Here is a 21,661-nt window from a genome sequence, read left to right as displayed (position 1 = left end):
GTCCCCCCTCGCGAGCCCTCACCCACGCGCGGTGGGTGAGCAAGGTTGCAGAACGGGGCCGAAGCCTGCCTCATCGTGCGGTGTTGAGCTCGGAGACCGGCATGGAGATGGTGCAGCGCAGGCCATCCGACCCAAGGGTGAAGCGCGTTCTTGCCTCAAGCTGGTAGGGCAGCGCCCGCTCGATCAGTTCGCGCCCATGCCCGATGCCCTCGCCGGCACCGGCTGCCGGCGGCATGCGCACGCCGCTTTCGTGCCAGTCGATGTGAAGCCAGAGCTTTTGATCCTGCCCGGCCTCGACATGCCAGCGAACGGAAAGTGCTGCACCGGCCTGCCCCAGGGCGCCGTATTGGACAGCGTTGTTGGCCAGTTCATGCAGGGCCATGGTCAGCGTTTGCACCGTCGACGAACGCAGCTTCACGCCGCTGGGACCATCCAGCCGCACGCGGCCCATATCCGCATCCACCGCCGCCAGTTCTGCCCGGAGCAGCTCATCGAAGGTGACCCGCTGCTGGTCGGCCAGGCGCGACAACAGGCCCTGAACTCTGGCCAGCGCCGACAGGCGACTGCGAAAATGCGCGCTGAAATCCGGCAGGTCCCTGGCTCTGCGGGCGGTGGTTTCGGCAACGGCCCGGACGACCGCCATGAGGTTTCGCGTGCGGTGCTGCAGCTCGGCGACGAGCGCCCTCTGGCGGTCTTCCCATTGCCGCCGCTCGGTGGTGTCGGTCATCGCGCCCACCATGCGGATCGCCTGCCCACGTTCATCGTAGAAGAAACGGCCGCGGCCTTGCAGCCAGCGAACGGCGCCATTCGGATGCAGTGTGCGAAACTCCGTGACGAACTCTGTGCGGGCCTCCCGCGCGTGCTGCAGCAAGGCCTCGGTCTCCGCCCGGTCATCCGGGTGGATGCGCGCGGACCAGTTTTCATAGCTGGGCGTCACCTCGTCCACCCCGTAACCCAGCATGCGAAAATACTCGTTGCTCCAGTGCACCTCTCCGGTCAGGACATTCCAGTCCCAGAGCCCAAGACCGCCGACCTCCACCGCCGTCCGCAACCGTTCCTCGCTCGCCCGAAGCGCCGTCTCCGTCTTCTCGCGCTCGATAAGGTCGGCGGCCTGTCGCGCCAGCACGTCGAGGAGACGCAGTTCCCGCTCCTTCGGTCGGTGCACATGCGCCCAATGGGTCGAAAACATCCCGATGAGCGTTCCGACGCGGGAATGGAGCGGCGTGGTCTGGACGGCGCGGATCCCGCTCTGCCGGTAATGGGCCAGATCCGCCGTACCTTGCATGAACGCAGCGGTTTCTACGTCCGAAACGACGACGCGCCGCCCGGTGCGAAGGGCGAGCGCGCAGGTGGAAGCCTGGTCCATGCTGACCCATTGCCAGAATTGCGCGGCCTCGTCGCTGAAGCCGCGATGGGAAAGCAGGCGCAGCTCTCCAGCTGCGCCTCGGTCGGCATCCAGCATCTGCAGGCTGGCGAATTGCGAACGCATGATGGCGGCCGCACCATCCAAAATGGTCTCGTAGACGGCCTGCGGTCGCCCGTCCTTGATCAGTTCGAGGCTGATGGCCTGCAGCCGCTCGCTGTCTTCCAGCTCGGCCTTCATCTGTTCCGGGCCTTGATGGTGCGCAATGGTCATCGAGGCGCTCCCTTCCCGACGAGACACCCAATGGCGCAGCGGCAGCCGTGCAAAGGACGCTGTCGCGCAAATCCGCGCCAACTGCTGGCAGCTTGCTCCGGGCTCGCTCCTATCGCCTCAGTGCAATCTCCCTCTATACACCATTTCGGCCTGCCCTTGGCGGATAAGGAAGACGCCTCGCTGCAGCCGCACACATCGACGAACGGTCAGAGAGTTCACCGGACCTCAAGAAACCGACCGTTGCGCCGTTCTTGAAGCGCAACCAAAAATACCCTATGCCTTGAACACCGGATGGTGAGGGACGGCTTGGCAAGTGTCCGCAATCGCACGGTTACACCCCGCCGAACTCAACCCCCTGCCCGGAACCTCTTATGGACGCACCTGAGCGCGCGAAACAGCCACTCCTCGCCAAGCTTCTGCGTTATCTCGTCGGAGCCTGCTTCTTGCTCCTGGCACTCCCTATGTTTGGAGCGTTTGTTGGATACCTCTATATCCCCTCGCCCGAATGGATGGAGTTGAGCCGGACAGCCGCCTTGATCGGCGGTGCTGTCGGCGCCGCGCTGATCCTGGCGGCGGTCGCGACCAGCCCGGATTCCAACAACTATGCGTACGGCGATCCAAAGACAGCCTTGTTTGTCACCATCGTGCCATTCCTGGGTTTTGCGATGGGATACATCGTCGTAACGATGGGCGTTCCGATGGCCGGCGCCTTGGTCGCGGGCGATCACGTCGAGCGCATATACACAGTCGCCTCGACGGCCCGGTCCAGAAAATGCTGGAACGCCATCGAACTCATCGAGCCGCCGTTTCCGGCAGATCAACTCTGCGGGTATTCTTCCGAGCTGCGAAACAGTCTTTGGCCCCGAGATCGGGTGGCGATCAGCGGGCGCGGCTGGCAATGGGGTCTCATCGCCACCGACGTCAGGAAGGTCAATTGAGCCTCAGCCTTGATTTGCGATGACCCGTGCCACAACCGGCTGATCGATCCCCTTCAGCCTCAGGAGCCGCGTCGCAGCACCTGACGCCAGTTCCCCGGCCTCACCCGCGGTTTCCTCGGAGATCAGGATTTCACCCGCCTCGGCCTGGGATTCGAGCCGGGACGCCAGGTTGACCGTGCCGCCGATCGCGGTGAAATCGCTGCGGAAGCTCGAGAACTCGCCGATCTCGACCTCGCCGGAGTGGATGCCGACGCCGACGCCGAGCGGTTGCTCACCCAGCCCGTCGAGGTCCAGGCTGCCGAGCGCTTGCGCGCAAAGCCGCTGGATATCGAGCGCCGCCCGGATCGCGGCTTCCGCGTGGTCCTTCCTGATAATGGGAAAATTGAAGATCGCCATCAGGCCGTCGCCCATCTGTTTGTTGACGATGCCATCATGCGCCCAGATCGCCTCGGCGCAGCGATCCTGAAACAAGCTGACGATTTCGCTGAGCCGGACACGCTCGATGCGCTCGGACAAATGGGTGAAGCCGCGGATGTCGGCAAAGAGAATGGTCGCGCTTGCCGCCACGTGACTCTGCTTCTTGACGTAACGGAAGGAGCGCTCGCAGATCGTGCAGATGTTCGGGTTCATCTTGCTGCGCGTGATGCCAAAGGCACGAAACGGCAGCGCCAGCGGCCCGCGAATGGGGATCGGCATATGCATCTGGTCCCAGCATCCCCGGCAGATCCTGGCGTCGCCGCGATGGGCCGGCTGCATGGTAGAGGCTTCAGTCATGGTCTGCATCTCCGGCTCACATGGCCAAAGGGGCGTAGACGGAGCTTCTGTCATTTGTCGCGCTTTAGCAACGGCTGGAATAACACAAGGCGCCTGCCGTGCGGCGCGGCCGTCACTCGGCAAACAGGTTCGCGGCCATGAAGTCGACGAAGGCACGGACCTTTGGCGAGAGATATCGATTGGTCGGCCACAGCACGCGGAATGTGCCCGTTTCGCGAAGGCAATCGTCCAGCAGCGATACCAGCTTGCCTTCCGCCAGTTCCGACGACACGGCGAACGGGGGCAGACAGGTGATGCCGAAGGATCGCTCCGCCAGGAAGATCAAGGGCTCGAGTGTGCTCGCAACCGTGGTCACGGGCAGGTCGAGCTTGACCTCGCGCCCGTCACGAACGAGCGGCCAGGGTTCGAGGCGACCGGAGTTCGCGTACCGGTGATGGAGGCAGCGATGCCCGAGCAGGTCTTCCGGCACCTTCGGTCGACCGTGCGCGGCGAGATATTCCGGCGCCGCGACGATCCTGTGCCGGAACGTCCCGAGCTTGCGGCTCATGAGGCGCGTATCCTTGACCTCGCCCGTTCGGATGACGGCATCGAAGCCCTCTTCGATAACGTCGACCAGCCGATCGGTGAAATCGAGGTCGAGGTTGATCAACGGGTAGGCTCTCATGAAATCCGCTATGGTCGGCATCAGGAGCATGCCGGCCAAGGGCAGGCTGACACGGAGCTGCCCGCGCGGTGTCGCGTGCGACCGCGACAGCTGCGCCTGGGCGGCCTCGAATTCGGATTGGATGCGGCGACAGGTGTCGAGAAAGAAGCTCCCGTCCTCGGTCAGCGCCATGCTTCTCGTCGACCGATTGAAGAGACGCACGCCCATCTCGTCTTCGAGCCGCGCGATAGCCTTGCCGACCGCAGAACCCGAAAGGCCGAGCCGATGGCCGGCGGCCACGAAACTGCCTGCCTCTGCGACCTGAATGAAAATGCTGAGCGTTCCGAGCTTGTCCATCGTCTGCCGATTGCGGAGTTACTTTCCGAAGTGATGCGAATACCCGCTCGTTTATCCGCTATTTCTCCCTCGATATCCAGATGTCGTCGCGGTCGATGCGCTGCGATGTTCAAATGGAGAGAACCATGACAACGATCCCTACTCCCACTTTCTCGGCGTCCCCCGTTCCGACGACCTTTGTCGTCAATGTCATCCACGCCCATCCCGGCAAGCAGGAAGAAGCCTTCGCGGTCATCCAGGATGTCGTGCACTATGTAGCCGAACGGAAGGAAGGCTTTTTGTGGAGCACCCTGTCGAAGAGCACCGACGGTGAGACCGTCGTCAATGTCGAGGCAATCCAGGGAACCGGAAATGTCGGTGAGTTCTTCTCCGACCCGGTGTTCGTGGAGAAGTTCCGCAAGCTGGATGAGGTCTCCCGGAGCGAGTTTCACACCTACTCGGTCGGCGATCTCGTCCTGCCGAAGCGCGTATCCGTGGCCTGACCGCTGCTGCATGTTTCCTTTGATCGTACCCGATTAAAGGACAAAAACATGCAGCAATTCAAAGTACTACAGCGACCTTTGCGCGTCTGATAAGACGCGCGGCGCTGTAGTCCCGGCGCCTTCGCGTGAAGACGCCGGGCAGGTCGCAGATGTCATCCCGCCTTCTTGACCGGCGGGATGCCCCAGGAGCCGTCGAGAATGGAGGGCGGGCTGTCGTCGGGCCAGTAGAGCCGCATCATCAGGATGAACTTGCCCTTAGGCGCGGGCAGCCAGTTGTTCTCCATGTCTGCTCCGGGCGTTTCGTTCTGGATGTAGATCTCCGTCGATCCGTCCGGGTTCGTCTTGAGCTTCTGGCGGGCGCTGATCGAATAGCGATTGATCGGATTGTCGACGAAGAAGTAGTTCTCGTCATACATGGTGATCGACCAGAAACCGCGCACCGGCGGCAATTGCCCCTTCGGAAAGGTGATGACGTATTTGTTGGCGCCGTGATAGGCGCGGGAGAAAAGGCCGTCCTTGGATTTCAGCGACGTCGGATAGATCGCATCCTGGGGACGATTGGCACCGAGACCGATCGCCGTGATCAGTGCACGCTGCAGATAGCCCGTGCCGTAGATGCCGGTCTTGGTGGTAAAGCCCCAGCCATTGATGTCCTGGATGTCACCATCGCTGAACTTGAAATGCAGCATGATGCGATGGAACGCCATGGCGGGAATGCGCGAGACGAAAGCAGCATCCAGCTTGCTCTTGTCGAAATCCTTGCCGGGTACGATGCCGATATCGGCGAACTTGGCGACCGCTTCCGCATCCGCAGCCGTCGGCGGATTGGTCTTCATCAGGTCGCAGAGCAAAGTGAAGTACTCGACCGCGTCCATGCGGTTGACCTGTTCGCGCACCGCCGTCTTCATGTCGATGGTCGGGTCGATCTTGCCCGCCGGCGGCGTCCAGTCCTTGCCGTAGGCGCTGAGCGGCGAGAGCTTGCACTGATCCTGCAGCGCGTGAACCGCCGCATAGTCCTCGGGCGAGCCATCGCAATAGATGCGACCGAGGAACCAGACGATGCTCGTTGCCGACTTGTATTCGGTCACGCCGTCGGGAATGGTGCCCTGCCAGCCGGGCCCGGTGATCGCGTAGGACTGCGCCCCGTCGCCGGTCGTCCGCTTGCCCGGCACCTGAAACACCGTCGTCCAGCCGTCGAGCATCGGAAACAGGAAGAAGCGATCCTTCATGTCCGGGATCGACAATACCCAGGGCTCCTTGCCCACGTCGACGAAGGCGGTCGTATAAAGCGTATCGGCGTTCGGCGCGGTCACGTCCTTGAAGGAAGCGTTCGGATATTCGCGCAGCTTGATGATGTGGCCCATCGGCCCCTTGCTGCCCTCAGGCTGCGCCACATTGGTGACGACCCGGCGGGTCATTTCCGTCGTCACCAGCGGATAGCCGTAGATATAGGCCTCCACCGCCAACCAGAATTCGTCAGCCGCCTCGACCGGATCGATCAGCGGAGATTCCAGAGCATTCGCAGGTAAGGTTGAAACCGTTGCGAGCAGGCCAGCGCCTCCCAAAGCGACGGCACGACGTGTCATGTCCTTGTTCGCCTCCCTCTTGCCCTCATGGCGACGAGAGGTTAGCACATACTAAAAAATGCTACTAGGCATTGCAGCGCCGACAGCCGCACCGGTGTTCGGATGTGGACTGCTCGAAGCTTTCATTTCACCTTGCGTTGTGGTCTTTTGTTGGCGCAACCACAGCAGACACGATCCTACAGCGCAACGCTGACTGATAGAGAGGATGCTCGAAGACATCGACGACATCGACGAACTCAGGCGGAGCCGCCGCTAGCTAGCCCTTCATAGCCCCCAACACAAAGTTTGCTCCTGAGGAAGCATGGCCCTTTATCTTCTAAGACTCGATTCTTTGAAACTTGAGCGCTCCGGCGAGAACCCCTTCTATTTCGATATCGTGCTCGGCGGCCGCGATCCCGACGGCCACGCCAGACGGCTTCAATTCGATCAGGTTACGGACATGCAGTTCGGCAGCATTTTGCCGAACGTATCGGCTCAGGTCAGCATCACCGATATCCGGTTCTGGCAACGGGAAGAGGCCCGGTTCTCGGTCACGGAGGAAGAGCACGGCCAATTCTCGTTCAAGTGCATCGGCTACTCGGACCGCTCTCCTCCGCGCGAATGAGCCGCGAGGGCTTCGGCAGCAAGTTTGCGGTCGGCATCCGACGTGCGGGATCGATCTCGCCAAATGATCCCCTGGCCAACGGCTGTCCCGGCTGGCGGGGCAGCACGAGATGCTTTTGCGACTGCCAAGCAGCCGATCAGAACGACAGGCGGTTGCTGGACCAGACCGGGCCGAGGCGCTCTTCTTCCTTAAGCGTCGCGGAACCGTAGGAGAAGCGCAGGCCCCCGAAGATGGTGCTCGTGTCGCCGGAGACCGATGCGCTCAGGCCCGAAAGCTCCTCGTTGGTGTATTTGTAGCCGGCAAAGAGCGTGACCGGGAAAGCGTCCAGCCGGTAGTTAGCCGTCAGCTTCAGGCTGCGCAGATCGTAATCCAGGTCGTTTTCGCTCATGCGATGAAGCGAGCCGTCGACGTCGAAGCGCAGGTTGTCGGTCGCGTAAATGCGGGCGCCGAGCGCCCCCATATAGTGGTCGGCGTCGATGTCCTCGAAGTCTTCCACGTTCGCCTGGCCATAGCCGACCGCGCCATGCAGCGTCCAGGTATCGAGGAAATAGGCCCCTTCGAGGCCACCCATGTAATCGTTGAGGTCGACGCCGATACCCGGGTCGAGGCGCGCGCCTTGCGCGAAGACGCCGACCGCATAGAGATCGTTGCGGTAGTAGGCGTGCAGCGCGCCGTCATAGCTGTTGGTATCGGCATCCTCGTAGGAAGCGCGCGTGTAGCCGAGATCGACCTGCAGGTTCAGCCCGGCACCGGCATCGAAGTTCACGGCGCCGCGCAGGTCCCAGGCATCCGTATCGATATCGCCGGGTGTATCGACGCCGGCGCCATAGGAGCCCTCGATGTAGCCGACGATGCCGCCTGATGCTTGCTCCACCGGCACTTCGTACGCGTCCTGCGTCCCGACCAGCGGGCCGTCGATATCGGCAGCGGCCGCGAACGAAACACCTGAAAAAAGAAAAATGACGAAACCGCTCGCCCTGACCATTGCCCCACTCCAGTTGGAAAACCCCTGAAGATAGGTAACCAAACATGGTTAATACAATCTCTACGGGAAACCGACAGAGCGGACCGCTAACGGCGACACGGTTCGGACACTGTGGTAGCCGCTCATCCGGCACGCGGGCTGCTGTCTTCCCGCTCACCGCCCAACACTTGCGGCTGCCCCTCATCCGCCCGGTGAGGGCTTGCCCCTCATCCGCCCGGTGAGGGCTTGCCCCTCATCCGCCCGGTGAGGGAAAGCCCCTCATCCGGCCTGCCGGCCACCTTCTCCCCGCGCGCGGGGAGAAGGGCACGCGTGGCGCCCGCTCGCCTCGACAACTAGCGCCACAGTTTCACTCCGGGCTAATTGGCTTGCCCCCGACTAAACCCCGTTTGACCCTGACTGCGGCCGCGTTCGAAAACGCCGCGAACCGGGCTCGTCCCCTCTCCCCGCTTGGCGGGGAGAGGGTTAGTCCTCGGGTTAAACCCGAGGAGAGGGGCAAGACCACCCTTAAGCGTCAGCAGAGTGATGTCCCTACTGTTTGGCGATCTTCTCGCGCAGGCGCTCTTCCTGCGCGGCGATCTCCGGCGTCACCGCGTCGCCGAAATCCTCCATCTCGAAGACCGGGCGGATTTCGATCTCGCTCGGGCCTGGCATCGGGTTCGGGCAGCGCTTGACCCAGGCGATCGCCTCATCCATGTCCTTGACCGTCCAGATCCAGAAGCCGGCCACCAGTTCCTTCGTCTCGGCGAAGGGGCCGTCGATGACCAGTCGATTAGGCCCGTCGAAGGCGACGCGGGCACCTCTGGAGGAAGGATGCAAGCCTTCGCCCGCCTGCATGATGCCGGCATTGACCAGTTCCTCATTGTACTTGCCCATGGCTTCCAAGAGCTCGGTCGTCGGCATGATGCCCGCTTCGCTGTCCTCGGTCGCCTTTACAAAAACCACTACGCGCATCGTCCAATCTCCTCTGTCACGCCGGTCCCGGTCGTTGCGACCCCTGGGGGTATCGGCGCGGTGAAACCCAGATAGTGAGAGCGGTTTGCGGGCGAAAGACCCGCGCGGATTTTTTTCCTATCCCGCTCCGGTGGAGGAAGCCAGATTGGCCTCTCTGGCTAAATGACGAACGGGCACCGATGGGTCCGACACAGGGGTGGAAATTTTTTTCTGAAGAAAGATTGACGCGGGGAAACGAACGGAAAGCGACGGCGCGGCCTGTCCATTGCTGCCAATCCGAGTATGCCCGTTGGCTCGACGGTCGCAGCACTCTCCACCCTCATCTCTGTGCCCGTCACAGAGATCCAGCCGCCGTGCGTCGGCACGGCGGGAGATGGAGCACCAACCCTCGACATCTGGAGAATCTCTCGCGCCGCCGACGCGGCGCGGCTGGATTCCTGTGACAGGCACAGGAACGAGGAGGCCTTGATGGGCGTCACACTGCCCAATGAACGCACAAGGGCCACGCCGCGCCGGCATGGCCCTCTGTCTTCGTGCGTTTTCTCCGGCCGAAAACCTCGGCCACAGCGTGCTATTGCACCGGCTGATGCAGTTCCGCCAGCGCCTGCCTCAGGTCGTCGATCGGCGTCTGGTTGGCCATCTTCTTGCCCTCGAGTTCCGGCGGCATCTTCCAGCCGGGGTCGATGCCCTCCATGTTGGGCAGCTCATGCGCGATGCCTTTGTGGCAGTCGATGCAGGTGGCCTTGCCGGAGAGCAGATAGCGGGTGTGGATCTCGGCCGCGCGCTGCGTCTGCTTCTGCAGGTCCATGGCAACGGAGGAATGGCAGTTGCGGCATTCCAGGCTGTCATTGGCCTTCATGCGCGCCCATTCGTGCTGGGCCAGCTCCAGCCGTTTTTCGAGGAACTTCGACCTAGTATTGATCGTGCCGAAGATCTTGCCCCAGACTTCCTTCGACGCCTGCATCTTGCGGGCGATCTTGTCGGTCCACTGGTGCGGCACGTGGCAATCCGGACAGGTGGCGCGCACGCCGGAGCGGTTGGAGAAGTGGATGGTGCGCGTCAGTTCCTGGTAGACGTTGTCGTGCATCTCGTGACAAGAGGTGCAGAACGCCTCGGTGTTGGTGATCTCCAGCGCCGTGTTGAAGGCGCCCCAGAACATCACGCCGCCGATGAAGCCGCCGAGCGTGAGGAAGCCCAAGCCCAGCGTGCCGGCCGGCGTCGCCATGATGTGCCAGGCCCAGAGGATAAGTTTCCTGATCCATGCGATCATGATGTCACTCGCTTCCGGCCGGCTTGAAACCCAACTCGCTCATATCCTTGAAAGTGCTCGGCACCAGCGGGCTGGTGTCCGCCTGCGGCACGTGGCAGGCCGTGCAGAAATAGCGCCGCGGTGAAACGTCGGCGATCATCTGCCCGTCGCGCGTCATGTAGTGGGTGACGCTGATCATCGGCGCGCCCGAATCCTGGGTGAATTCGCGCTTGTGGCAGGAAAGGCAGCGGTTGGCATTGACCGAAAGCTCGTAGCCCTCGATCGAGTGCGGGATGACCGGCGGCTGGTCGGGATAGGCGCGCATCTTGCGCTTGTCGTCGACCACCCATTTCGGCAATGGGGCTGCCTCCTCCGTCGCCATTTGCGGCGTCGGGCCTTCGAGCTGCGGCACCAGCTTTTCCGCAACTTGAGCCACCGCGGCGGTGGTGACGAACACCATCAGCCCGGCGGCCATTGCCATCCAGACGGGCCGCTTCGGGCCAGCAAAGGTGCGAAGCGGTCTTGCCTGAGGAACTGCCCCGAAACAAAGAGACAGGACGTTTCCGCAAATCCGCTTCAGCCGAGAAAACCCTAGAGGGTGACGGGAACGATCTTGACCGCGCATTTTTTGAAATCCGTCTGTTTGGAGATGGGATCGGTGGCGTCGAGAGTGACCTTGTTGATGAGCTGGCTGGCGTCGAACCAGGGAACGAAGATGACGCCAGGCGGCATGCGGTTGCGGCCGCGGATGTCGACGCGCGAGCGGATTTCGCCGCGCCGCGAGACGATGCGCACTTCCATGCCCTGGTTGATGCCGCGCTTGCGCGCGTCCTCGGCATTCATGAAGACGCGCGCGCCCGGAAACGCCTTGTAGAGTTCCGGCACCCGCATGGTCATCGAGCCCGAGTGCCAGTGTTCGAGCACGCGGCCGGTCACCAGCCAGGTGTCGTATTCCTCGTCGGGGGATTCGGCCGGCGGCTCATAGGGCACGGCGAGGATGATCGCCTTGCCGTCCTTGTTGCCATAAAATTTCACGCCCTCGCCCGCCTTCACGTAAGGGTCGAAGCCCTCGCGGTAGCGCCACTTCGTCTCCTGGCCGTTGACGACAGGCCAGCGAAGCCCGCGTACCTCGTGATAGGTGTCGTAGGGCGCCAGGTCATGGCCGTGGCCGCGACCGAAGCTGGCGTATTCCTCGAACAGGCCCTTCTGGATGTAGAAGCCGAAGTCCTTGGCCTCGTTGTTGTCGTACTCGGCGCTGACGTCGGTGATCGGGAAGCGGTCGACTTCGCCGTTCTTGAACAGGACTTCGAACAGCGTCTTGCCGCGATATTCGGGGCTGGCGTCGAGGATCTCCTTCGGCCACACCTCGTCGGTTACGAAGCGCTTGGAGAATTCCACCAACTGCCAGAGATCCGAGCGCGCCTCGCCGGGGGCCTGGACGAGCTGATGCCAGACATGGGTGCGCCGCTCGGCATTACCGTAGGCGCCCTCCTTCTCCACCCACATGGCGGCGGGCAGGATCAGGTCGGCGCTCATCGCGGTGATCGTCGGATAGGCATCGGAAACGACGATGAAATTGTCCGGGTTGCGATAGCCCTGCCAGGTCTCGTTGGCGGTGTTGGGTCCCGCCTGGACGTTGTTGTTGACCTGCACCCAGTAGAAATTGAGCTTGCCGTCCTTCAGCATCCGGTCTTGCTGCACGGCGTGATAACCGGGCTTTTCCGGGATGATGCCGTGCGGGATGCGCCAGATTTCCTCCGCATGCTTGCGGTGCTCGGGATTGGTCACCACCATGTCGGCCGGCAGGCGATGCGCGAAGGTGCCGACCTCGCGTGCCGTGCCGCAGGCCGAAGGCTGGCCGGTCAGCGAGAACGGGCTGTTGCCGGGCTCGGAGATCTTTCCGGTCAGGAGGTGCAGGTTATAGACCATCTGGTTGGCCCAGACGCCGCGCACATGCTGGTTGAAGCCCATGGTCCAGAGCGACATGACCTTGCGGCTGGGGTCGGCATAGAGCTCGGCAAGCTGCTTCAGGAATTCCGGCTCGACGCCGGTCAGTTCGACGGTCTTTTCCAGCGTGTATTCCGAAACGAATTCCTTGAACGCCTCGAAATCCATCGGCTCGGTCTTGCCCGGGTCCTTGGAGTTGGCGGCATTGACCTCGACCGGATTGTCGGGCCTGAGCCCATAGCCGATGTCGGTCACGCCGCGGGCAAACTTGGTGTGCTTACTAACGAAGTCCTCGTTGACGCGGCCAGTCTCGATGATGTGGTTGGCGATATAGTTGAGGATCGCCAGATCCGTGCCCGGCTTGAAGACGATCGGGATGTCGGCCAGGTCCATGCTGCGATGGGTGAAGGTCGAAAGCACCGCGACCCGCACATGCGGCTGGCCGAGGCGGCGATCAGCGACGCGCGTCCACAGAATCGGGTGCATCTCCGCCATGTTCGAGCCCCAGAGCACGAAGGCATCGGCGTTCTCGAAATCGTCGTAGCAGCCCATCGGCTCGTCCATGCCGAAGGTGCGCATGAAGGCGACCGCGGCAGAAGCCATGCAGTGGCGGGCATTGGGGTCGAGGTTGTTGGAGCGGAAGCCCGCCCGCATCAGCTTCGTCGCCGCATAGCCCTCGAAGATCGTCCACTGGCCGGAGCCGAACATGCCGACCGCGGTCGGCCCCTTCTCCTTCAGCACCTTCTTCGCCTGCTCGGCCATCACGTTGAAGGCCTCGTCCCAGCTCACCGGCTCGAACTCGCCGTCCTTGGCGTAGGCGCCGCCCCGCTTGCGCAGAAGCGGCGTCGTCAGCCGGTCGTTGCCATACATGATCTTGGAGAGGAAATAGCCCTTGATGCAGTTGAGGCCGCGGTTGACCTCCGCCTGCATGTCGCCGTGGGTGGCGACGACCTGCCCCTCCTTAACGCCCACCATCACGCCGCAGCCCGTGCCGCAGAAGCGGCATGGCGCTTTGGACCATTTGATCTCCAGCGCACCGACACCGCCCGGCACCGGCTGTGCGGCAGCAGGCAGCGCTATGCCGGCCGTGGCGGCGGCGATGCCGGCTGCGTGGGCTTTCAGAATGTCACGCCGCGTCAGTTGTCCGCTCATGGCTGCTGCCTTTCCTCTTCCATTTCGACATGCTCGAAAACCATATTGGCCGAGATCACGCCATCAAGCAGCGAGATCTTCGTCAGGCACTCGCCGAGCTGGCCCGTGCTTCTGCCTTCGATGACGATGACGATCTTGCCGCCGCCGTGGCCGTGGATTTCGACGTTTTCCATTCCCTGAAGCGTCTGAAGGATGCTCTCGGTGCTCTGCGGCATCGTGGCGACCACCGCGCTCGAAATGTGATAGGGCGTGCCCGCCTTTGCCGCCGCGGTCTCAAACATGAGCCACCTCCGCTTCCATTGCCTTGACCGCGATCGCGCTGACCGGGCAGCCCGCAAGGCAGGCGCCGCAGCCGGTGCATCTGGCCTCGTTGATCTCAGGCAGGAACGGCCCGCCGATGCGCGGGCGAAAGCGAATGGCCTGCTCGGGACAGCTTTCGCCGCAGGACTGGCAGGCGACATTGCGGCGCGCCAGGCACGTGTCGGTGATCGCAGCGACATGGGGGAAGCGCCTGATATCCTTCGCCTCGAACACCGGCTCAGGACAGGCGTCCGCACAGGCACCGCAAAAGGTGCATTCGCCGTGCGCGAAGTCGACGAAGGGGAGACCGTCGGCGAGACGGATTATGCCGGTGGGACATCGTTCCCCGCAGGCGCCGCAGCCGGTGCAGGCCGCAAGGCTTGCCTCCGAAACACCGGGCGGCCGGATGCGGACGGGCTTTGCGGCGGCGCGGCCGGTAAAGAGTTCACGGCGGGAAAGAGGTTCGATGCCCATGGCCAACCTCAATGTCCCGGAGGACCAGGCGGCCCGAAGATGATCTGCAGCATCCAGACGAGGAAGCCATAGCCGCCGACGATGCCGACGGCGACGATCGGCCAGATGCCGAAGGCGAGCACCAGGAAGGTGAGAAGCTCCGCACGCCGCGAGCGTGGCGGCCTTTCGATCGGCTGTGGCTGAACGAGTTCTGACATTTCTGCGTCCCCCAACACAATCTAAGGTAAGATGCGCCACCCGAAATAAAAATCAATCCCGTAACCGGCAGATGACAAGAATGTATCTTGCTGCAGAATAGATAGCGAACAGAGCGGGTCATTGATCTGGGTCAAAACAACAGGATTCCAACGGGAAAATCGTCTGAAATTCTCGGATCGCGCGCCGAAATAGCGCGCGAAGAACAAACAATTTTTCGAGATTCGTTATGTTTCAATGAATACATCGACTGAACTCCGATCGCCCCGGCCAGTCAAACAACGCAAACGTCGGGCGAATTCACTGATGGCGAAAGCTGTGCTTGCTCGGCGGTGGCGCCTGATACGACCAATCTTGCAACCCTGGGCTTTATCCCCTATCCCGAACGCATGACCCAGCTTCTCGAAATCGGAACCGCGCGCGTGCTGAAATGCGCAAATGATGGCCCCCTCCTCGCCGTCCCCGGCGACGCCAATGATTTTCTCGGCGACGCCTGGGCGCATGAGGCCACCCTGTTGGCGATCCCTGTGGAACGGCTTGGGGCCGATTTCCTCGATCTTTCGACCCGTATTGCCGGCGACGTGTTCCAGAAGTTCGTCAACTATCGCATGCGGCTCGCGATCGTCGGCGATATCAGGGCTAAGCTCGAAGGCAGCAAGGCGCTGACCGATTTCGTGCGCGAGACGAACGAGGGAAATTCCATCTGGTTCGTCCCGGATTTCGAGGCGCTCAGCGCCAGGCTTGCGAGCGCGCCGGCCGCCTGAGCGGAGGCAAGAGCAGGCTCAATTACCCCGGGCACGTCAAACGACACAAACGCGCGGCGAATCTCGCCGACATCGGACGCGGCGCTTCCCAACGGGGATACGCTGTAGGGTTCGATCCTGTCGCCATCGCGTATTTGCAGGTTTGGCGCTAATCTCGTTCGCAGTCGGGAGAAGCCCTCATGAACCGCCGCCTCGCCGCAATTCTTGCCGCCGATGTCGCCGGTTACACCCGGCTTATCGAACTGGACGAGACGGGAACTCTGGCGGCTTTACGAGCGCGGCGCGAGCAGATTCTTGATCCTTCGGTCGCCCGCCATCATGGGCGTATCGTCAAGGTCATGGGCGATGGCGTGCTGGTCGAGTTCGGTAGTGCGGTCAATGCGGTTTCTTGCGCGACCGATCTGCAGAAGCAATTTGCGGCAGCCAACGAGAGCCTTGCTGAAGATCGGCGCATAACGTTGCGAATAGGCGTCAATCTCGGTGATGTCGTCGTCGAGGGCGGTGATCTCTATGGCGACGGAGTGATCCTCGCGGTCAGGCTCCAGGCTATGGCCAGGCCCGGCGAAATCTGCCTGTCAGGCGGCGTGCAGGAACAGGTCGCGGGCAAGCTCGATGCCGCCTTCGAGGACATGGGCTTCTGCGAAGTGAAAAACAGTTCGAAGCACGTGAGGGTCTACCGGCTGTGGCCTGGGGGCGATCACGGGGCATCGCGCGCGGCACCTCCCCCATCGGAAAATCCATCGATCGCGGTCCTTCCGTTCAGCAATCTCAGCGGCGATGCAGAGCAGCAGTATTTCTGCGACGGCCTCACGGAGGATATCACGACCGAGCTTTCGCGTTTTCGGCAGATGCAGGTGATCTCGCGAAGTGCCTCGGCGCGGTTCCGCGGTACCGATATCGACATGATCCGCGCGGGGCGCGAACTCGGCGCGCACTATTTGGTGGAAGGCAGTGTGCGCCAAATGGCCGGCCGCACCCGCATTACCACCCAGCTTATCGATGCCGCGACCGGTATCCACATCTGGGCCGAGCGATATGACAGCGCCCAGGACGAGACTTTCGATATCCACGACCGGGTCGTGCGGACCATCGTCGGAACGCTGGCCGGACGCATGAATTGGGCACGCACGGAACTTGCGCGGCGCAAGCCGCCTGCGAGCCTCGCCGCCTATGATTACGTCCTTCGTGGCGATGCCTTGCCCAATGGCGCTCCTGAAATCGATGCCGAAGCCCGACGCTTGTTTGAAAAGGCAATCGAGCTCGACCCCGGCTACGCCCGCGCCTATGCCCTGCTGTCGGCTACCCTCGAACGACAGTGGTATCTCGACATGAGCGGGTCAAACCGTCTCCGGGACGAGGCGTTTGAGATGGCGCGCAAGGCTGTCCTGCTCGACGAGAACGACCCGCTTTGCCACATAGCGATCGCCTGGGCGCAAGTAAATCTGGGCGCGTATGAAGTGGCCGAACAGCATTTCACGAACGCTGTTTCACTAAATCCGAACCACGCGTGCCGTCGGGCTGATATGGCCATTTTCGACGGCTATCGTGGCGAACCTGAAAAAGCGATCGAAGGGATGCTTGAAGCCAAGCGTCTCGACCCGTTTTTCAATCCTTCCTGGTATTGGGGCGAGTTGGGTAGCATGTATTTCAACGCGCGCCGCTATGCCGACGCCATTGCAAGCATGCGTCGATCGACGACGTTGTCATGGTTTAAACAGGCCTGGCTGGCCGCGAGCTATGCGCTCGCGGGCAAACCCGATGACGCCAAACATTGCGTTGACGAGGTCCTGCGCCAGGTGCCTGATTTCTCGATAAGCACATATCAGGCCAAGGAGCCGCTCATCCGTCTCGAGGACCGTCAGCATCTGGTGGAGGGTCTGAGCAAGGCAGGTTTCCCGAAGTAACGGCTCGCCGCCTGCTGCTTCCTTCGTTTGCAATGACGCCGCCATTCAAAGTGCTACAGCGACCTTTGCGCGTCTGATAAGACGCGCGGTCCTGTAGGCTTCCCGCCCGTCACGAGGCATCCCGGGAGCGCGCGACCAGTCCCCCAAACACCCGGCTGGCAGCCGCGATCGCCAGCGCGATCGCGGTGAGCAAACATGCAACCAGGAAACTCACCTGCATCCCTATGGCGACCGCCTCGGGCTTTGCGGTTACGATGTCCGCCGCTGCTGTTCCCCAGGCGAAGACCGCGCCCATGACCGAGGCGCCGGTGACGAGCCCGAGATTGCGCGAAAGGTTGAGCAGGCCGGAAACGACGCCGCGCCGGTCCGGGCCGACGTCGGCCATGACGGCCGTGTTGTTGGCCGCCTGGAAGAGCTGGTAGCCGGGGTTCAGCATCGCAATTGCCGCGATATAGCCGGCGACGCCAAGGAGACCCGGCAGCAGCGCAAGGGCCGCGCAGCCGGCGACCATTGCCACGAGGCCGACTGTCACGACGGACGGCGCGCCCAGGCGATCGACGATCCGGCCGGCGACCACGCCGCCAAAGGCCGAGATGACCGGCCCGACCGACATGACGAGCCCGACCGTCGCCGCATCGAGCCCGAGCCCGCGGGAGAGATAGAACGGCCCGACCACCAGCGTCGCCATCATCACGGTCGAGACCATTACGTTGGTCGAAAGCCCGACACTTAAAGCGGGGTCGCGAAACATCGACGGCCGGATGAGGGGCGAGGCAAGCTTCGCCTCGACCAGCAGGAAGAGCCCAAGCCCGAGAGCGGCGGCGACGAGCAGCGCGACATTGAGCATACCCAAATGGCCGCGCCCCAGCGTCATCGCCAGCGCATAGGCGCCGAGAGAAAACGCCAGCAACAGCGTGCCCGGCACATCGAAGCGAGGGCGCTGCCTGCCCTCAAGCTTACGGTCGGCCGGCAGATGCCGATGGGCGAGGAAAAGCGCCACGAGACCAAGCGGCACGTTGACGAGGAAGATCGCCCGCCAGCCCGGGCCGGCCACCAGCCCGCCGCCGAGCGACGGCCCGAGTGCGGTGCCGACAGCCGACATGGTGCCGAGCAGGCCCATGGCGCTGCCGGTCCTTCCCTTCGGCACCGCCTCGCCGACAAAGGCCATGGTCAACGCCATCATGACCGCCGCACCAATGCCCTGCACCGCCCGCGCCGCAATCAGCAGCGCAAAGCTCGGCGTCAGGCCGCAAACGACCGAGGCGGTGGTAAAGAGCGCAATACCGGCAACGAGCAGCCGCCGGCGGCCAACGATATCGCCAAGCCGCCCGACGCTGACGATTAGCGTGGTGATCGCCAAGAGATAGGCAAGCACAACCCACTGCACCGCCTGAAAGGACGCACCGAAGGCGTCCGCCAGCGCCGGCAGGGCGACATTGGCGCTGCTGGTGCCGAGCGAGGAAAGCAGCATGGAAAGCGAGAGGCTGGCGAGCACCCAGCGAAAGGAAGGCGCTAGAGCGGCCGGGGGCATGGTGGTGTCTGTCGAGGTCATCGGCCATGTCCCGTGCGCATGGCGTCGCGACGCAGATTTACCACGCGATAAGCCGAGTAAAAACAAGGTGATAGAAAACGATGATGAATCGATTTGTGCGGCAAAGCTTTGCGCACAGACCGGGACATCAGGGACATCAGGAAACGGCCAAAGGCCACGGGCGTTAGCCGGCATAGGATCATCGGGAAACCCTCCAAATTCGGTTCCCCGAGAACCTAATCTCCTGGCATATAGGGCGGAAGGCGCAGCATTTGCACTTCATTCGTGCGTTTGACGCCACATCATGGTCGAACTCGTGCTATGAAAGACCATGACCAGACCCGACCTCAACCTGCTCGTGACCCTCGATGTGCTGCTTTCCGAAGGCAGCGTCGCCCGCGCCGCCAAGCGCCTGCAGCTCAGCCCATCCGCCATGAGCCGGGCGCTGGCCCGGCTGCGCGAGGCAACCGGCGATCCGCTGCTCGTGCGCGCCGGCCGCGGCCTCGTGCCCACACCAAGGGCCCTCGAACTCGCAGCCCGCGTCGGCCCGCTGGTCGAAGCGGCCGAAGCCTGCCTCCGCCCCGCCGAAAGCCTGGACCTGGGGAAGCTTGCCCGTACCTTCACGCTCAGGAACCGCGAGGGTTTCGTCGAGAATTTCGGCCCGGCGCTGATTGCCCGCGTGGCCAGGGAAGCCCCCGGCGTGCGCCTTCGCTTCGTGCAGAAACTCGACCGGGAAAGCAGCCCCTTGCGCGAAGGCAGCGTCGACCTCGAAACCGGCGTGATTGGGGAAGCGACCTGCCCGGAGCTTCGGGCGCAGGCCCTCTTCCACGACCGCTTCGTCGGCGTCATGCGGAAAGATCATCCGCTCGCCAGTAGCGAGATCACCCCCGCCCGCTACGCCAGAGGCCGCCACATCCACGTCTCCCGCCGCGGCAACGACACCGGCCCGATCGACGCCGCCCTTCACCCCCTCGGCCTCAAACGCGAGATCGCCGCATCCGTCGGCAGCTTCTCCGAGGCCTTGGCACTCGCCCGCGCCACTGACCTCATCGCCAGCGTCCCCGAACGCTACACCGGAACACTCCGCGAAAACCTCTTCACCTTCCCCCTGCCCGTCACCCTCTCGGAGATCACCATCTCGCTGATCTGGCACCCCCGCCTGGACGCGGACCCGGCGCACCGGTGGTTAAGGAGGTGTGTGCGGGAGGTGTGTGGGGGTGGAGATGGAGGGATCCGTGGCTGGTCTCACCTGACCAATGGACGTGTCACGTCCAGGTTCGAGGAATTAGGTCACGTCAGACTAACGGATGCGGAATAGGTCGAGCCAGCGATGATGAATCGTCAGCGGAAGATCCCGCGCTAACCCTACCGCATGTCTCCTTAAATCGACCTCGATCTACGGACAAACACGTCGCACCGTTCGTGCCTTAGACACCGACGCCCGCAGGGTCCGGAGTCTGTTCGAAACACTCGATCAACATTTCGGTGAGGACACGTACCTTCCTTGCGGGATGCTGCCCCGGCGGACGGATAACATATACACCTGCCGGAGGTGGCGGATGGCGTGTCATGACCGGAACGAGCGCGCCGGAGGCTATATATTCATGGGTGACGCCATCGGGGAGCCACGCGATGCCGAGTCCTGTCAATGCGGCGGCGGCGAGAGCTAGGGCGTTGTCGGCCTTGAAGCGCCCCCGCGGATAAACCGTAACGATCTTGTCGCCATCCATAAATTGCCAGCCTTCCGTACCTTGCATGAGGGCCTGATGGGCGACGAGATCCTCCAGCGTCTCGGGGGAACCATGCGTTTTGACATAGTCCGGGCTTGCGACCAACTTCCCGTAGATCGGCCCGACGCGTCTTGCGACCAGGTTAGAGTCCTGGAGATACCCAACCCGGATCGCGCAATCAAAGCCCTCCGCGATGAGATCAACGAAGCGATCACTGTAGGCAGCATGGATATGGAGCTGCGGATGGCGTTGCGCCATTTGCGCGAGCACGGGAGCGAAGTGGGTCGGGCCGAAAGAAAGCGGCACAGCAACTCTCAAGCGGCCGCAAAGGTCACCGGCGGGTAGGATCGTTTCCCTTGCCATGTCGATCTCGGCACAGACTCTGGCTGCATGGTCCCGAAACGTGATCCCGGCTTCTGTGAGAGCAGCGCCGCGGGTTGTTCGTGCAAGAAGTTGCACGCCAAGTTCCGCTTCAAGTCGGACGAGCCGCCGACTGACCATTGACTTGGAGACGCCCAGCCGCCGCGCGGCGGGCGAAACGCCCCCAGCATCAGCCACTTCCACGAATGTCCGCAGATCTTCGATATCCACTTTGGCGTTCCCCATTTCGCGACACAGCTTGGCACAAACGAAGGCTACCGTATCAAAAATGGGAATGACAGTGTCCGTTTCGTAGGCAGCGCCGCTGTCAGCGCATGTCTGCCGGTAAGCCGACCTCACACAAAACGGCAGCAGAGGATGTATTCATGACCTTTCGTAACGGCCTTGCTTCGCTTCTTCGCCCGGAAGATTCCGTACTCGTTCTGATTGACCACCAGCCCTACCAACTCGCAAACCTGAACAGCCACGATCCGCAGATGGTGGTCAACAATTCGACCGCTCTGGCGAAGGCCGCCAAGGCCTTCGGCGTACCGACCATCCTGACCAGCGTGATCGCTGAGCGTGGCGGTCTCATCTTCCCGCAAATCACCGATGTGTTCCCGGGCCAGGAAGTGATCGACCGGACGTTCATCAACACCTGGGAGGACCGGAAGGTGGTGGATGCGGTCAAGGCGACGGGCCGCAAGCAGTTGATCATCGCCGGCCTGTGGACCGAGATCTGCGTCGCGATGCCGGTGATCCAGGCCCTCGGCGAAGGCTGGGACGTGACGGTCATCACCGACGCTTCGGGCGGGACTTCGGTCGAGGCCCACGAGGTCGCTATCCAACGGATGATCGCGGCCGGCGCGAACATGATGACCTGGCTGGCGCTGGCGGCCGAATGGCAGCGCGACTGGGCCCGCACCCAGCATGCCGCCGAGCTGACGGACGTGCTCAAGCATCATGCCGCTGGTAGCGGCATCGCGTTCCTGTGGGAGCAACAACTGCTCAACACGCCGATACCGAGCAACGCAGGCTGATGCGTGGCGAATTCTCAAGGCTGCCCATTTGAGCGGCCTCTGAAACTGGGGCTGGTCGC

Annotated in this window: 21 protein-coding genes; 7 read left to right on the top strand and 14 right to left on the bottom strand. The window is 62.7% G+C overall.

The annotated features are described in order from the left end of the window. Positions 1-70 precede the first annotated feature (70 nt). Positions 71-1,603, bottom strand: coding sequence for a sensor histidine kinase (locus tag V7S54_RS04365; RefSeq protein WP_234793166.1), 1,533 nt, complete (start codon positions 1,601-1,603; stop codon positions 71-73). A 404-nt stretch (positions 1,604-2,007) separates the two neighbouring features. Between V7S54_RS04365 and V7S54_RS04360 the strand changes: the two genes are divergently transcribed. Continuing rightward, on the top strand, positions 2,008-2,574 hold the full coding sequence (locus tag V7S54_RS04360) for a hypothetical protein (protein WP_065376241.1): 567 nt from the start codon (positions 2,008-2,010) through the stop codon (positions 2,572-2,574). Positions 2,575-2,577: 3 nt separating this feature from the next. Here the strand turns inward: V7S54_RS04360 and V7S54_RS04355 are convergent, their stop codons facing one another. After that, positions 2,578-3,348 carry an adenylate/guanylate cyclase domain-containing protein gene (locus V7S54_RS04355; protein ID WP_065376242.1) on the bottom strand — a complete coding sequence of 257 codons (771 nt, stop codon included), beginning with the start codon at positions 3,346-3,348 and terminating at the stop codon, positions 2,578-2,580. 112 nt (positions 3,349-3,460) lie between these two features. Continuing rightward, positions 3,461-4,348 carry a LysR family transcriptional regulator gene (locus tag V7S54_RS04350; RefSeq protein WP_065376243.1) on the bottom strand — a complete coding sequence of 296 codons (888 nt, stop codon included), beginning with the start codon at positions 4,346-4,348 and terminating at the stop codon, positions 3,461-3,463. 125 nt (positions 4,349-4,473) lie between these two features. On the opposite strand from V7S54_RS04350, the gene V7S54_RS04345 reads away from it, so the two are divergent. Further along, positions 4,474-4,830, top strand: a complete 357-nt coding sequence (locus V7S54_RS04345; RefSeq protein ID WP_065376244.1) for an antibiotic biosynthesis monooxygenase — start codon at positions 4,474-4,476, stop codon at positions 4,828-4,830. Positions 4,831-4,982: 152 nt separating this feature from the next. Here the strand turns inward: V7S54_RS04345 and V7S54_RS04340 are convergent, their stop codons facing one another. Next, a complete protein-coding gene (locus tag V7S54_RS04340) occupies positions 4,983-6,416 on the bottom strand; it encodes a DUF1254 domain-containing protein (RefSeq protein WP_065376245.1) in 1,434 nt (477 codons plus the stop codon). 301 nt (positions 6,417-6,717) lie between these two features. On the opposite strand from V7S54_RS04340, the gene V7S54_RS04335 reads away from it, so the two are divergent. Continuing rightward, the gene (locus V7S54_RS04335) at positions 6,718-7,020 is read left to right on the top strand and encodes a hypothetical protein (RefSeq protein WP_065376246.1); all 303 of its coding nucleotides are present in this window, start codon (positions 6,718-6,720) and stop codon (positions 7,018-7,020) included. Between the two features lie 136 nt (positions 7,021-7,156). Here the strand turns inward: V7S54_RS04335 and V7S54_RS04330 are convergent, their stop codons facing one another. The 8 genes from V7S54_RS04330 to napE form a co-directional block, all read right to left on the bottom strand. Continuing rightward, a complete protein-coding gene (locus tag V7S54_RS04330) occupies positions 7,157-8,005 on the bottom strand; it encodes a hypothetical protein (RefSeq protein ID WP_065376247.1) in 849 nt (282 codons plus the stop codon). A gap of 528 nt (positions 8,006-8,533) precedes the next feature. Further along, positions 8,534-8,956 carry a YciI family protein gene (locus tag V7S54_RS04325; protein ID WP_065376248.1) on the bottom strand — a complete coding sequence of 141 codons (423 nt, stop codon included), beginning with the start codon at positions 8,954-8,956 and terminating at the stop codon, positions 8,534-8,536. A 571-nt stretch (positions 8,957-9,527) separates the two neighbouring features. Beyond that, the gene (locus V7S54_RS04320) at positions 9,528-10,226 is read right to left on the bottom strand and encodes a NapC/NirT family cytochrome c (protein WP_065376249.1); all 699 of its coding nucleotides are present in this window, start codon (positions 10,224-10,226) and stop codon (positions 9,528-9,530) included. A gap of 4 nt (positions 10,227-10,230) precedes the next feature. After that, positions 10,231-10,686 carry a nitrate reductase cytochrome c-type subunit gene (locus V7S54_RS04315; protein ID WP_065376250.1) on the bottom strand — a complete coding sequence of 152 codons (456 nt, stop codon included), beginning with the start codon at positions 10,684-10,686 and terminating at the stop codon, positions 10,231-10,233. A gap of 110 nt (positions 10,687-10,796) precedes the next feature. Beyond that, positions 10,797-13,304: a periplasmic nitrate reductase subunit alpha gene (napA, locus tag V7S54_RS04310; RefSeq protein ID WP_336409487.1), complete on the bottom strand. Its 2,508-nt coding sequence runs from the start codon at positions 13,302-13,304 to the stop codon at positions 10,797-10,799. Then, a complete protein-coding gene (locus V7S54_RS04305; RefSeq protein ID WP_065376252.1) occupies positions 13,301-13,585 on the bottom strand; it encodes a chaperone NapD in 285 nt (94 codons plus the stop codon). Before V7S54_RS04305 ends, napA begins: the two co-directional genes overlap by 4 nt. After that, the gene (napF, locus tag V7S54_RS04300) at positions 13,578-14,084 is read right to left on the bottom strand and encodes a ferredoxin-type protein NapF (RefSeq protein ID WP_419178177.1); all 507 of its coding nucleotides are present in this window, start codon (positions 14,082-14,084) and stop codon (positions 13,578-13,580) included. The genes V7S54_RS04305 and napF overlap by 8 nt, the downstream gene beginning before the upstream one ends. 2 nt (positions 14,085-14,086) lie before the next feature. Continuing rightward, complete coding sequence (gene napE, locus V7S54_RS04295) at positions 14,087-14,275, bottom strand: periplasmic nitrate reductase, NapE protein (protein WP_065376254.1); 189 nt, start codon at positions 14,273-14,275, stop codon at positions 14,087-14,089. Between the two features lie 330 nt (positions 14,276-14,605). On the opposite strand from napE, the gene V7S54_RS04290 reads away from it, so the two are divergent. Further along, positions 14,606-15,037, top strand: a complete 432-nt coding sequence (locus V7S54_RS04290) for a DUF4180 domain-containing protein (protein WP_234793167.1) — start codon at positions 14,606-14,608, stop codon at positions 15,035-15,037. Between the two features lie 179 nt (positions 15,038-15,216). After that, complete coding sequence (locus tag V7S54_RS04285; protein ID WP_065376255.1) at positions 15,217-16,941, top strand: adenylate/guanylate cyclase domain-containing protein; 1,725 nt, start codon at positions 15,217-15,219, stop codon at positions 16,939-16,941. A 109-nt stretch (positions 16,942-17,050) separates the two neighbouring features. Here V7S54_RS04285 and V7S54_RS04280 read toward each other — a convergent pair whose 3' ends face one another. Further along, a complete protein-coding gene (locus V7S54_RS04280; RefSeq protein WP_336409486.1) occupies positions 17,051-18,493 on the bottom strand; it encodes an MFS transporter in 1,443 nt (480 codons plus the stop codon). Between the two features lie 310 nt (positions 18,494-18,803). On the opposite strand from V7S54_RS04280, the gene V7S54_RS04275 reads away from it, so the two are divergent. Next, positions 18,804-19,790: a LysR family transcriptional regulator gene (locus V7S54_RS04275; protein ID WP_083203781.1), complete on the top strand. Its 987-nt coding sequence runs from the start codon at positions 18,804-18,806 to the stop codon at positions 19,788-19,790. 109 nt (positions 19,791-19,899) lie between these two features. Here V7S54_RS04275 and V7S54_RS04270 read toward each other — a convergent pair whose 3' ends face one another. Then, a complete protein-coding gene (locus tag V7S54_RS04270) occupies positions 19,900-20,793 on the bottom strand; it encodes a LysR family transcriptional regulator (protein ID WP_336409485.1) in 894 nt (297 codons plus the stop codon). Between the two features lie 155 nt (positions 20,794-20,948). On the opposite strand from V7S54_RS04270, the gene V7S54_RS04265 reads away from it, so the two are divergent. Further along, positions 20,949-21,602, top strand: a complete 654-nt coding sequence (locus tag V7S54_RS04265) for a hydrolase (protein WP_058322413.1) — start codon at positions 20,949-20,951, stop codon at positions 21,600-21,602. Positions 21,603-21,661: the final 59 nt, after the last annotated feature.

This window comes from Ensifer sp. CCNWLY38 (genome assembly GCF_037120565.1).
Classification (GTDB): Bacteria; Pseudomonadota; Alphaproteobacteria; order Rhizobiales; family Rhizobiaceae; genus Ensifer; species Ensifer adhaerens_H.
This window is presented reverse-complemented; position numbering and strand designations above follow the sequence as displayed.